13 protein-coding genes are annotated in these 13,648 nt (G+C 44.3%); all 13 read left to right on the plus strand.

The window, feature by feature from the left end; genetic code table 11:
• Positions 1-3 precede the first annotated feature (3 nt).
• The 13 genes from ABE954_RS14570 to ABE954_RS14630 are packed head-to-tail and all read left to right on the plus strand — an operon-like array spanning position 4 to position 13,574.
• Complete coding sequence (locus ABE954_RS14570) at positions 4-897, plus strand: formylglycine-generating enzyme family protein (protein WP_371025526.1); 894 nt, start codon at positions 4-6, stop codon at positions 895-897.
• A 2-nt stretch (positions 898-899) separates the two neighbouring features.
• Positions 900-1,574 carry an SUMF1/EgtB/PvdO family nonheme iron enzyme gene (locus tag ABE954_RS14575; protein WP_166696811.1) on the plus strand — a complete coding sequence of 225 codons (675 nt, stop codon included), beginning with the start codon at positions 900-902 and terminating at the stop codon, positions 1,572-1,574.
• Positions 1,571-1,798, plus strand: coding sequence for a formylglycine-generating enzyme family protein (locus ABE954_RS14580; RefSeq protein WP_166696812.1), 228 nt, complete (start codon positions 1,571-1,573; stop codon positions 1,796-1,798). Before ABE954_RS14575 ends, ABE954_RS14580 begins: the two co-directional genes overlap by 4 nt.
• Positions 1,799-1,800: 2 nt before the next feature.
• Positions 1,801-1,950 carry a hypothetical protein gene (locus ABE954_RS14585; RefSeq protein WP_166696813.1) on the plus strand — a complete coding sequence of 50 codons (150 nt, stop codon included), beginning with the start codon at positions 1,801-1,803 and terminating at the stop codon, positions 1,948-1,950.
• A 44-nt stretch (positions 1,951-1,994) separates the two neighbouring features.
• Positions 1,995-2,261, plus strand: coding sequence for a PAAR domain-containing protein (locus ABE954_RS14590; protein ID WP_166696814.1), 267 nt, complete (start codon positions 1,995-1,997; stop codon positions 2,259-2,261).
• Positions 2,262-2,263: 2 nt separating this feature from the next.
• Positions 2,264-3,406: a hypothetical protein gene (locus tag ABE954_RS14595; protein WP_166696815.1), complete on the plus strand. Its 1,143-nt coding sequence runs from the start codon at positions 2,264-2,266 to the stop codon at positions 3,404-3,406.
• Entirely contained in the window at positions 3,403-6,750 is a 3,348-nt protein-coding gene (locus ABE954_RS14600) for an ImcF-related family protein (RefSeq protein ID WP_371025527.1), read from the plus strand. Before ABE954_RS14595 ends, ABE954_RS14600 begins: the two co-directional genes overlap by 4 nt.
• Before the next feature lie 19 nt (positions 6,751-6,769).
• A complete protein-coding gene (gene tssA / locus ABE954_RS14605; RefSeq protein WP_166696817.1) occupies positions 6,770-8,380 on the plus strand; it encodes a type VI secretion system protein TssA in 1,611 nt (536 codons plus the stop codon).
• Between the two features lie 23 nt (positions 8,381-8,403).
• Positions 8,404-10,155 carry a type VI secretion system baseplate subunit TssF gene (tssF, locus tag ABE954_RS14610; protein WP_048606626.1) on the plus strand — a complete coding sequence of 584 codons (1,752 nt, stop codon included), beginning with the start codon at positions 8,404-8,406 and terminating at the stop codon, positions 10,153-10,155.
• Positions 10,131-11,222: a type VI secretion system baseplate subunit TssG gene (gene tssG, locus ABE954_RS14615; RefSeq protein WP_048606625.1), complete on the plus strand. Its 1,092-nt coding sequence runs from the start codon at positions 10,131-10,133 to the stop codon at positions 11,220-11,222. Before tssF ends, tssG begins: the two co-directional genes overlap by 25 nt.
• Positions 11,223-11,237: 15 nt before the next feature.
• Positions 11,238-11,777, plus strand: a complete 540-nt coding sequence (gene tssJ / locus ABE954_RS14620) for a type VI secretion system lipoprotein TssJ (protein WP_042846428.1) — start codon at positions 11,238-11,240, stop codon at positions 11,775-11,777.
• Between the two features lies 1 nt (position 11,778).
• A complete protein-coding gene (tssE, locus tag ABE954_RS14625) occupies positions 11,779-12,207 on the plus strand; it encodes a type VI secretion system baseplate subunit TssE (protein ID WP_042846429.1) in 429 nt (142 codons plus the stop codon).
• Between the two features lie 23 nt (positions 12,208-12,230).
• The gene (locus tag ABE954_RS14630) at positions 12,231-13,574 is read left to right on the plus strand and encodes a VasL domain-containing protein (protein WP_371025528.1); all 1,344 of its coding nucleotides are present in this window, start codon (positions 12,231-12,233) and stop codon (positions 13,572-13,574) included.
• Positions 13,575-13,648 lie beyond the last annotated feature (74 nt).

A 13,648-nucleotide genomic window follows, 5' to 3' on the forward strand; every position in this document is an offset into this window, starting at 1 on the left:
AAAATGATATTCCATAGCAGAACGATAGCGTTTATCCCGTTACTACTAGTGGTGACAGGTTGTGATCAACAACTCACACCTGAGCAAGAAAGCCAAAAACAGCAACTGGTTAATGATTCGCTAAACAATATGGTGTTTATCGAAGGGGGCACCTTTTTAATGGGGGACTTTGGCAGTGGTCATGATGGTAAATCCACCCTGCCCTATTCTTTAGGTAAAGACAATAAATTTGTTCACGATGTCACCTTAGACAGTTTTAGTTTATCCAAATACCGCGTAACGTGGGGGCAATTTAATTTATGGCGAGCATTAACAGGGCTTCCGTTAACCGATCGATATAACGATTTAAAATCTCGCGATATTATGAAAAGCTGGCAAGCCTCCACCCAAGATAATTACCCAGCGTCTGTGGATTGGCAAGACGCTAAAGATTATTGCCTTTGGTTAGGCCAACAAACGGGGCTGCCATTCGATTTGCCCACTGAAGCCCAGTGGGAATATGCGGCCCGTAATCGGGGCCAATTTATTTTATTTGCCTCAAAAGATGGTACCTATAATGATGGCAGTGAAGGGGGAGAGCAGTTATTCGCCACTGATTTTGCCCCTGTAGGGGTTTACCCACCCACGCCTTTAGGCCTTTACGATATGATGGGGGGGGGGGTTGATTGGATGAATGATTGGTATGCCGCCGATTATTATGAGCATTCCCCAAATAAAAACCCCCAAGGACCTGAACTGGGAAAAGAAAAAGTCGTTCGAGGAGCTAGTGGATCTTTTTATCTAAAAACCTTGACCATCAATCGGCTCTCTTTTCCTTTAACAAATAAAAACATTCCAACCCTAAATTTCCGTTGTGCTGTGCAGTCCCCTACCCCAGTCCAACCAGTGGCGCAATAACCATGCGATTATTAAATAAAATACACTGCACTATTTGGCTAACGGGGCTTGGGCTATTAACTGGCTGCGATCAACAACTCACGCCTGAGCAAGAAAACCAAAAACAGCAACTAATTAATGATTCGCTACATAATATGGTGTTTATCGAGGGAGGCACCTTTTTAATGGGGGACTTTGGCAGCGGTCATGATGGCAAATCCACTCTGCCCTATTCGTTAGGTAAAGATAATAAATTTGTCCATAATGTCACCTTAGACAGCTTTAGTTTATCCAAATACCGCGTAACGTGGGGGCAATTTAATTTATGGCGTAAATTAACCTCCCAGCCACTGACTGACCGCTACCTTGATCTAAGCACACAAAAAGAAATAAAAGATTGGCAAGTCTCCACCCAAGACAACTACCCAGCTTCCGTGGATTGGCAAGACGCTAAAGATTATTGCCTTTGGTTAGGCCAACAAACGGGGCTGCCATTCGATTTGCCCACTGAAGCCCAGTGGGAATATGCGGCCCGTAATCGGGGCCAATTTATTTTATTTGCCTCAAAAGATGGTACCTATAATGATGGCAGTGAAGGGGGAGAGCAGTTATTCGCCACTGATTTTGCCCCTGTAGGGGTTTACCCACCCACGCCTTTAGGCCTTTACGATATGATGGGGGGGGGTTTGACTGGGTGAATGACTGGTATGCTGCCGATTATTATGAGCATTCTCCAGAAAAAAACCCCCAAGGGCCAGAACAAGGTGAGGAAAAAGTTATTCGAGGGGCTGATGGCTCTTTTTATTTAAAAAACCTAACCATGAATCGCCTTCCCATACCATTAAAAAATGGAAATATTCCTACACTTGGCTTCCGCTGTGCCGTGCAGTCCCCAACCCCAGTCCAACCAGTGACGCAATAACCATGTCATTATTAAATAAAACACACTGCACTATTTTACTCGCGGGGCTTGGGCTATTAACCGGTTGTGATCAACAACTCACACCTGAGCAAGAAAACCAAAAACAGCAACTGGTTAACCAGTCACTGAACAATATTGAAATACTAAATTAATATTCTCTTAATATCACGACCTACCTATTACTATTTAAACTCTTATGACTAAAAACATTATTTTACTGGGTGATAAAACCAGTCATGGTGGCACCGTTATTACTGCAACTTCCGATATTATTATTAACGGAAAAAGAGCCGCTAAAATAGGCGACTTAGTCAGTTGCCCCAAAAAAGGTCATGGCACTAATGCCATTATTGAAGGCGCTACAGAGCTTACATGTAAAGGTATTCCTGTTGCCGTGGATGGAAGCAAAACTGAATGTGGTTGTTATCTCATTGCCAGTATTACTGACTTTAATTTAGGATAATTATGTCTTGGAATAAAAAAGCATCGCTACAAGTACCTAAGCCTCAAAAACCACCTTACGTTAAATGGATTATAGCGTTAGGATTAACATTATTTTTTCTATTTTATTCACTCTATTTTAATTCTCAAAAAGATGCTTTTAATTCAGATAAAGGAAGGATTATCACAGTTTTTGTGGCTACAGCCCCGCTCATTACTGTTTTAAGTATATTCTTTATCAAACTCATTTTTTATTTTAAATCAAAAAATAATTACGAATTCTTAGAAAATGAAAAAAAATACGCTGATAAAAAATGGGAGGAATGGGGTTCAAGAGCAATTAGCATATTAGACTCCGTTATATTGCTTCCTGATAAAATCACATTACCCTATATTTTAAAACATCAGAGTTCACATATCGCAAGCTACCAACTACCAAAGAGAATTGATTATTTACCTGAAGATAAATCTCCGTGTTTTATTTTATTAAGGGCACTTCAAGATAAACTTATTGAAGTTAGTACCAAACGCCCTTTTTCTGTTCACTATTTAACGAATCAAAACCTCACCACATCAAGAAAAGAGTTTGAGTATTCATGGGAAAAATTATTTCATAATCCACCACCACACAATGTAAATTTCACTCATGAACTAGATTACAACTACATCGAAGATACTGTTAGAAAGAATGAAGACCTAATACAACTTATACTCATTGAGCAGGCTTATAACCAAAATCAATCTGCCGCTTTTGCAGCTTTTATTTTTACTTCCGATGAAGTCGCTCTAGCATATCAACTAAATACAATTGCGAATGTAAAAAGACCGATGCCAATCACAATCGATGAAGATAAACAGCATGCCATCCGTTTATTTACCGAAATACAGACTGAATCAAAAAATACGTTTCTTTGTTTTTCTGACAATAAATGCCAAAACGATTTAATCGGCGCGCTTTTCGGCGCCTCTGAGGCGCTCCCTAAAATAGAACCCAATAAATTACTTAACTTAGAGTTTTTTATTGGTCCAGTAGGCGAATTTTCAAGTTGGTTAAATTTAGCCATCGCCATTGACTATGTTTCTCAAACCAAAAACTCAGCTTTAACACTTTCTCAAGATAACCAATCAATGTTTATTGGAACTATTACTTCGAGTCCATCAATATGAATATAAAATTGAATAAACCCGTAGTGAAGACATTTTCTTTCTTCATTTTTGTCGTCTTACTATGCCTGAGTGTGTGGTTTTATGGTGAACATTTTTACCTAGAAACAGGATTCAAAAAGTACATTGCGATCGGTATTATTATTTCTTCTAGTATTATTTATAGCGTCGTTCGATGGGGGCTCCATCACAAAAAAATAGCTGATCACCGTGAGGAAAATAAAGACACGGGCACTTACCCAGATGAAGATAAAAAATCCATCCTTAATAACCAAAATTTATCCCCCATATTAGCAACACTAAAATCCCAATACGGCACTTTCTGGCATTCCAAGGTCTCTATTCAGCTCCTCCTCGGCTCCCACTCCGCCGTCGAAAAACTTGCCCCAAGCCTGACGCAAGAAATCTGGCAAGAATGTGATGGCACCCTGCTTATCTACGGTGGCGATATCGGGAGTTCTATCGATTCAGAGCGACTAGAAACCCTCAAACACCTGCGCCGACGTCGTCCGCTCGATGGTGTGATTTGGGTGACGGAAAACAGCATTTCATCCCAGCTTTTAGACAGCAACATTCACTTTACCAACCTGAATGCGGCCACTGCCCACAATGCAGGGCGTGCAATCCAAAACCTCTTCCAAGAACTCGGCTGGCGTGCGCCTGTTTGGGTATGGAGTGTCAGTGACCAACCCTCCCTCAGCGCGGTTGAAACGCCCGCTATCCTCTGCATGACTGAGCAAAATATGCCTGCCGAGGCGCTATCGCCTAGCTTATTAAGCCTGATCCCCGCACTTGTGATCAACGGAACCCAAGCGTTACTGCGTGAACAGAAACACACCTATCTGCTTGCTTTAGCCCAATTTTTACAAAACGGTGGCAGCCAACAGCTCGCGACCGCATTAGCCCCACTCAATACCCCATCACGTACGCTGCCTTTTTCTGGCATCGCATTTAGCCCGCCTATCAATCCGTTAAATCAGCAACGTTTGCCAAATAGTTGGCACCCCGATACCCGCTGGCAAAGCTGGTTAAACGTACAATCTGAACTGGCATCCGGTTTACAGCCGGCCGCTTTAGGCTTTGATAAAAAACGTCTCGTTCAATACGGCGCAGCCACCGCCATGACCTTGTGGGGCGCAGGCATGATTGTCTCTTACTTCGCCAATCGCCAACTCATCGAAGACAGCTACCAAAGTGCGAGTGTCGCCGCTAACCGCCAATTACCGGAAACGGAACGCCTTCAAGCCCAATACGACTTTCAGCAAACTCTGGGGCTGTTAACGCATCGCGAACAGAGCTCCGTCCCTGTTTGGCTGCATTTTGGCTTGAATAGCAATCAGCCATTATTAGCCCATTTATGGCCGCTGTATCAACAAACGGTACTCCCTCCTCTGCAAGATAATCTCCGTCAGCAACTTGAGCAACGGTTACAAGCTTATGCACAATTATCGCCAAATAGTGATGAACGCCGCCAAGCCACCCAAAGTGCGTATCAAGATTTAAAAACTTACCTCATGATGAGTACGCCAGAGCGTATGGAGCCTGCTTTTTTCACCAATCGCGTTCTGACTGCCCTTCCTGTCCCGCAAGGAATGAACGAAGGCGAATGGCACACTCTCGGCAAAGAGTTGCTCATGTTCTATGCCCAACAGCTACCGACGCACCCTGAATGGCAATTAAACGCCAACAATAACCTGATTAATCAAAGCCGTACCTTACTCACGCGGCAAATTGGTCAACGCAGCGAAAGTGCCACACTGTATCAAGAAGTGTTACGACAAGCGCAACATCAGTTCCCCGATATGACCTTAGATGATATGACGGGCGATACCGATGCCCACTTTTTATTGACGACAGAAGAGTTTGTACCGGGTATTTTTACCCGCAAAGCGTGGGAAGAATCGATCCAACCCGCCATCAAAAAAGTGGTTGAATCGCGCCGTCATGAAATTGACTGGGTATTGAGTGATAGCCAGCATGAACTTAGCCAAGATATTTCGCCTGATGCGCTCAAACAGCAGCTTACTGAACGCTATTTTGCTGACTTTGCTAATAGCTGGTTAAACTTCTTCAATAGCCTGCAATGGCGCCATACTGAAAGCTTATCCGATACTATCGACCAATTATCCTTAATGAGCGATGTGCGCCAGTCCCCCGTCATTGCACTGCTAAATACCCTCGCCTACCAAGGGAAAACCGGGCGTCAGGCAGAAAAACTGGCCGACTCGTTTGTTAACTCGGCGAAAGAACTGCTCAACAAAGAACAAAAACCCGTGATTAGCCAAAAAGCCGATTTTACGGGACCATTGGAAGACACTTTTGGCCCTGTCCTGAACTTTGTTGACCCTCAAGCCGCCTCACAAACTGGCGATAACCTGAGTTTACAAGCCTATTTAACCCGTATTACTCGTGTGCGCTTAAAACTTCAGCAAGTGGTCAATGCCCCCGACCCGCAAGCCATGTCCCAAACCTTCGCCCAAAGTATTTTAGACGGTAAAAATGTCGATTTTGCCCAAACGCGTGACATGGGCAGTTTAATTGCCGCCAGTTTTGGGCAAGAGTGGCAACCTTTTGGCGATGCACTGTTAGTGGAGCCGATGACGCAGGCGTGGCAACAATTGCTCACCCCAACCGCTCAGGGGATCAATAGCGAATGGCAAAATGCCATTGTCAATGAATGGAACAACGCCTTTGGCGGCCGCTACCCCTTGAAAGACACGCAAAGTGATATTTCTTTGCCTCTGATGGCGCAGTATCTTCGCCCTGATAACGGACGTATTCAACGTTTCCTAGAAACCCGTCTGCAAGGGGTTTTACGCAAAGAAGGTCATCACTGGGTACCGAATAGTGCTAATGCGCAAGGATTACGCTTTAACCCTGAGTTTATTCAGGCGATGAATACCTTGAGTGAGCTAGGCGATGTGGCCTTCGCCAATGGAGAGGCTCGCCTGTACTTCGAAATGCGCCCGGGAACCAGTAAACAGGTGATGCAGACGGTACTGGTGGTCGATAAGCAAAATCTCACTTACGATAACCAATTCCCTGAGTGGCAACGTTTTGTGTGGCCTGCCGACACTATCGCTTCAGGCGCCTCATTGACTTGGATGACCACCTCCACCGGCACCCGCCTCTATCGAGATCATCGTGGTGTTTGGGGGTTAATCCGCTTACTTGAAGCGGCTCAAGTTACCCCTTATGCAGGAAGCACCAGTAGCTATACCGTGTCGTGGACCACCTCCGATGGCAATACACTCAATTACCAGCTGCGCACCGAAATGGGCCAAGGCCCACTGGCGCTGTTAAAACTACGCAACTTTGTGCTACCTGAAAAAATCTTCTTGGATTAGACCCAATAGGACATCACCTATGCCTTTATTAACTGCCTTACGCACAGCCTGTTTTACCGGAAACCCGCTTGCTGCTAATCAATTAGTAGAACAACAAGTCGTGTTATGGGAACGCTGGCTATTGCCAATTACGGCTGAAAATCCGGTTGGGGAAGACCCCAGCTATGACGATGACTTCGAACGAATGAAAGAAGAAGTCAACAAGTTATCAGGCTCAGATACGGAGTTAATCTGTACGCTCGCCGAAAATCTCTTAACTCATGTATGTAAAGACGCACGCGTGATCACTTACTATGTTTGGGCGCGCTTACATCGAGAAGGTGAAACGGGCTTAGCTGATGGATTAGGATTACTGGCAGGATTACTCCATCGTTACCACGATGACCTACTACCAAATCGCCCAAATAGCCGAAAATCAGCCATTGAATGGTTGGCAGGTCAGCGAGTTATCGACAGTTTATCCCTTTATCCTGAAGTTGATAGCAACGAATTTGCACGTATTGTGGCGCTACTGAGTTCGATTGTGGATGAGTTTAGTGCATGGGATGAGGCAAACCGCCCTAATCTTGCACCACTACTACGCGCACTAGAAAATCGACTTGCGCAATCTGGCGGTGCGAATAGTGTTGTTCCACAAAATATTAAATCAACAGAAAGTATATCAACGAAGCAAACATCAACCGGTATCAGCCCTATCGCCCCTATTCAGTCTGGTCGAGAATTACTTGACCAAGCCAAAGTGCTCGCCAATTATCTGCGTAATCAGCCTAATGGTTGGTTATCGGGTCATCGGCTGATGAAATCCGTACGTTGGGATACGCTACACCAAGCTCCCCCACAAAATCAGCAAGGTTGTACTCGATTAGCCCCACCACGCTCAGATGCCAAAGCCCAGCTAAAACGTTTATATCTGCAACAAAATTGGCTCGAACTCACTGAACAAGCAGATCGATTGTTTGCAGAAGGGGTTAACCATTTTTGGTTAGATGTGCAATGGTACTTGCACCAAGCATTGAGTAAATCCTCTGCGCCATGGGATGGCTGGGCAGAAGTGATTGCCTCTGATTTAAAGCAGTTCTTACTTCGCTTACCGGGTTTAGAAAATCTCGCTTGGGAAGATGGCACACCTTTCGCAGATGAAGTCACCTTAGCGTGGATCAAACAGCATATTCTGGAAGAGAATATTCAGTCTCTCAATCACATGCCTGTTCAAGGCGCAAGTGACGATGATAACGACTCAATATTCGCGTTAGAACAAGAAGCGTTAACTCAAGCTGACACCGAAGGCGTTGAAGCCGCATTAGCATGGCTAATGTCACGCCCGAATATCCAAACTTCCCGTCAAAAATGGTTACTGCAATTAGTGATGGCAAGAGTGGCTGAACAATTTGCTCGTCATGATTTGGCACTGAATTTACTTCGTGAATTAGACCGTAGTGCTGAACAGATGCGCCTCGCGGATTGGGAACCTCATTCGCTGTTTGAAGTTAAAGCCCGCCAGTTGCAATTGTTACGAGGTAAAACGCAGCGTAATACGCCAGACAAAACTGAACTGCACCATCAAATGTCTGAGTTACTGGCTCAGCTAACTCGATTAGACCCTGTGCGAGCGTTAGTGCTCTATCCCTAAATTAATCAACGAGAACCATACTAATGGATGATTTAACCCTTCGCTATTATGATGCGGAGATGCGATATCTGCGTGAGGCAGCCAAAGAGTTCGCTCAAGCTCACCCCGATCGAGCAGCATTATTAGATTTAGACAAAGCGGGCATTCCTGACCCTTTTGTAGAACGGCTTTTTGAAGGTTTTGCCTTCTCCATGGGGCAATTGCGCCAAAAAATTGATGATGATTTACCCGAGTTAACAGAAGGATTAGTCAGCCTACTTTGGCCTCATTACCTACAAACCATTCCCTCACTTTCTGTGGTTGAACTCGCGCCGGATATTCATGATATGAAAATCTCATCAGTGATCCCCGCTAACTTTGAAGTACTTTCACGCCCTATTGGACCTAAAAAGACCGTCTGCCGCTATCGCACAACTCGAGACTTAACACTCAACCCCATTGTGCTATCAACGGTTAATTTAACCACAGAGCCTGATGGCCGTTCCGTAATTCGCTTGCAGTTCGATTGTGCGAAGCTTGCTGACTGGAAACAAATCTCACTTAATGCTCTCTCCTTTTATCTGGCTGGTGATGTTCCAACTACCTATGCACTACATTTAGCGCTGACTAAGCAAGTTGCAGCCACCTATATTCGGCTGCCATCGTCCCCTGACCGTATTCGTTTACCACTTTGGTTTTCCCCTGGTGGATTTGCTGAAGAAGACCAACTGTGGCCTAAAGGAGATAGCACCTTCAGCGGCTACCAACTATTACTGGAGTATTTTTCTTTTCGTGAAAAGTTTTTCTTCGTCAACTTAAACGGACTTGATGAGATTCAATTACCCGAAGGATTAAGTCATTTTGAGCTAGAGATTGTGCTTGATACGCTCTGGGACAGCGATATTCCATTAAGTACTGATAACCTAAAACTACACAGTGTCCCAGTGATCAACTTATTCAACATTGAAGCTGACCCACTTACTGTTAATGGGTTAGAAAGTGAATATTTACTGCGCCCTCGGCGCTTACAAGATGGACACACCGAAATTTATGCGGTCGATACAGTTCATGGTACGCGACGCGATGAACAAATTCACTATGTGCCATTCAGTAGTTTTCGCCACCGAGGCGGAATGCTCCGCCACAATGCCCCTGAACATTACTATCACACACGAATTAAACGTGGTGTCAGCGGCCTACATGATACATGGCTAATTTTAGGGGGAGAGCACGAGCAACCAACCGCATCTCTTGAAAGTGAAACGCTATCTCTACAATTAACCGGGACTAACGGGCAGCTCCCTCGCAAAGCGTTACAAAGTACATTGCTGGACAGAACTGAAGAGACCTTGCAGACACAATTACGGGTTCGTAACTTATGCAAACCTACGCTACCTTGCTACCCCCCTGCTGAAGATAGATTTCATTGGCGCGTACTCAGCCACCTTGGTGCCAGCTTCCTGAATATGATGGATAACGTAGAGGTATTACGAGGAACGCTAGCACTTTATGACTGGCGGGAAGATGACCTGAACAGCCGCAAACTCGATGCCATGATCCACGTTGAGCAACACCTTATCGAACGCTTTGAAAAAGGCTTTTTACAGCGAGGTATTGCCATCGACATTACCCTCGATAGCCACGGCTTTAACGGTGAGGGCGACATTCATCTATTTGGCGAAATGCTCAACCGTTTTTTTGCCCTCTATACCGATGTACATCTGTTTAACCAATTGACTTTACATATTTTACCGACAGGAAATAGCCTTACATGGACCGAAAATCATCCTCAGTAAATCCGCTTTTTGATGCGCTTGGGGAGCGTCTTCCGCTGGTAAACTTCTATCGGTTTTGCCAGCTGCTAGAACAAAGTAATGCACAGAGCCCGCCGCTCGGTAGTACCCAAGACCCCAAAACAGACGCTATTCGTTTTCGCCCCCACCGTGGAATGGGCTTTCCCGTCACCGAAATTAAAGGGTTGGATATTGACGATAGATACCGTGATAGCACAACCCCTAGCATTCGAACCACTTTTTTAGGGTTATATGGTGTCACTTCTCCACTACCGACAACCTACCTTGATGATATTGCACAGCGACGAGAAGGAACCGAGTCTCTTACCGATTTTTTAGATATTTTTAACCACCGACTGACGACGCAGTTTTATCGTATTTGGCGAAAATACTCTTACCCCGCAACATTTTCAGCAGGGGGGAAAGACGAAACGTCACAATATTTATATGGATTAATTGGCTTAGGTATACCTGGCACGGCGCAACATATACAAGCGCCGTTATCCCGATTTCTCGCATTACTAGGTACGCTACGTTTTCCGACTCGTACCGCCGAAGGGGTTATATCTTTAGTCAAATTACTGGCGCCTGATACGCAAGTTAAAATCAAGTCCCATGACCCAAGACGCATCGAGCAAGTCACTCAAACAGGGTTATCCTGCAGAACACCGATGACATTAGCCAACAAACCCGTATTAGGTCAGTACGCCACCGATGTTAATAGCCAAATTTTGATTATCTTACAAACCAATAACCTTGAAGAAGCTCGGAACTGGTTGCCTGATGGGTTGCTGTATCAAGATTTAATGGCGCTATTGCATGTTTATCTCGGATCACGCGTCAATGCTCGCCTTAACTTAAAGTTACCAAGAAAGTTACTACCCAATGCAGCGTTAAGCACCCAATCACATCAAGGTGTTCAATTGGGTCGTACCGCAGCAATGGGAACACTCAGCCCACAAACTGTGCGCCAAGAACATATTATCACGTTAAATTTAGGGCGTTACCAACGATTAACGACGTCATCACAGAATACGTCTCCCCAACATTATGCTAATTATCGATTTTAATTTTGAGAATCATTTATGAAACAACTACCTTTATTACCATTTTGTGGCAAAACGTTAGTGCTCCTCTGCGCACTAAATCTATCGGGCTGTGGCCTTACTCAGATGGTCGGTGATGGTACTCGCAATGTTGCAAGCTCCATCTTTTATAAACAAGTGAAAGTCGTACACTTAGATTTTGTCGCACGTGAAGCATTAAATACCGATGATACTGGCGCATCGTTATCAACAATTATCCGTGTTTACCAACTAAAAAACTTTGAAAGCTTTGTAGAAAGCGACTATGCCACTCTTTTCGCTAAAGATAGCCAAGTACTCAAATCCTCGTTAGTCGCACAAAAAGACCTACGAATTCGCCCAGGAGAATCAATTTCGCTTGATATGCCTCTCGAAGAAGGGGCTGAATTTGTTGCTATCGCCGTGATGTTTCACGACCCAGACCTTATCACCGATAATTGGCGTGTGGTGATCCCCAAAAAACGCTTATTACCTGATGACCCACGTTTATTAACTCTCACGGATAACGCTATGACACTAAAACCACTGGGAGAAAAATAACATGTCCCAGCCTTCGTTATATGAAATGTTGACGGGGTATTTTGCTGGAGGATTAAATATTGATGATATTCCAGAACATGACCAAGTGATAGTTTCCGTCATGGACAATATTCGCCGTATTCTCAGCGCCAGAGCGGGGAGCATCGAACATATTCCGGATTATGGGCTTCCCGATATGAGTAAAATGATCCAAGGTCTCCCCGGCACTGCTCACAATATGATGACCATTTTATCGGCAACATTGCTCAAGTATGAGCCCCGCATCAAATCCCTCTCTTTAGTGTTATTACCGCAAAATAGCTTTGGGACACTCCATTATGCCCTTGAGGTTGAATTACACGAACAAGGTTTGATCCGCTATGGCACTGAATTTATGCCTGATGGTCGCATTTTATTGCATCATCTAAAAAAACAATTCGATACGATTTAAACCGACAATTGCTTGAGACAATTATGAACCCAGATTTAAATACATTACGCCTTGGCGGCGACCCTCGCACACTGGCTGATTTTGCAGCCCTTAAAGACGAATTAAACAAACGCTTCCACCCTGCACGCCCTGATGTTGACTGGGCTCGAGCCCATGGCTTATGTTTATCCTTATTTAATCAAAATGGTGCAGACCTACAAACTTGTGCATGGTTTACCCTGATCCGTCAGCATCAAAATGGCATAGCGGGATTAAATGAAGGGTTATCGTTGCTCCAGCATTTACTCAGTCACCACTGGCAAGGGCTTTGGCCCCAACAGACCCATGCTCGCGTCGAAATTATCGCCACATTAAGCCAACAATTGGTGACAGGATTACGTGCACATGCTCCCATTTATGCCGATCTTCCTGCCCTTTACCAAACTGAAACCAAGCTTAGTCAAATTGCACAACAGTTACAAACATTAGAGCTCAAACACCTGACTCAGCTAGAGCGCTTACAAAATTTACTTGCATCTCAGGCAAGGCAATTAGAGAGTACAGATGCTCCAGATAGCGGTTTTATTCCGCCTACACCACCGCAACTTCCGAAAACTTCGCCATCGACATTTCAAGCTCGTACTGCAGTCCCCCCAATTTCCATCAAAGCCAATGCCACCATCAGCACTCCAGCACCTACTCAACCTTCTTACCGCAAAGGTATTTATGTCGGTCTAGCTTTAGGTATTGTACTCACAGGAGCGATATGTGCAGGAACCTTGTATGCATTACACCCACAAATCAATAATCATGCTTTAGCACAGGTACTCCCACAATTACCTGAATTTACACCAAATATTGCAGCAATAATTGAGCAGCAATTACAACCGAACCCAACTCAATCTAGCCGTATTTCTGCTGAAAAACTCAATGTGATTGATAACTACCTTGTGGAATTAGAGTCTATATCCCCTATTTGGGCTCAGCAATATGGGATTAGTATGGCGAATTACCTCACCAAACATTATGGGGAACGACAAGAAATAACAGCGTTTAACGATAAATGGCAGCAAAATATGCAAATTAATGCGTCATCTAACGATAAACTACAACAATGGTCTGAAGGTATGACGTTATTAAATAACCTAAGTACGCGCTTAGATAGCCTTGATGGGAAACCCCGCAGCTATATAACAGGCTCTGAGCTAAAAACGATTATTTTTAATGCACGTCAACATTTTAATCAAGGTATGCCACTTGAAGAAGAACTACGCCAGCTAGAGCAATTACAGGCGCAAGGCACCGTACCTGAATCAGAATATCAACGTATCGATACCCACTTTAAGCAACTACTGAATCGATATGCATTGATTCAACAAAATAAATAACACCACCAGCCCCGAAATTCTCGCTCTTAGTTAAAGAAAAAAGAAAGGGATTACATTGACTTTTTGAAAGTAAG

Origin of the sequence: Providencia sp. TYF-12 (assembly GCF_041344805.1) — a bacterium.
In the GTDB taxonomy this organism is placed as follows: domain Bacteria; phylum Pseudomonadota; class Gammaproteobacteria; order Enterobacterales; family Enterobacteriaceae; genus Providencia; species Providencia huashanensis.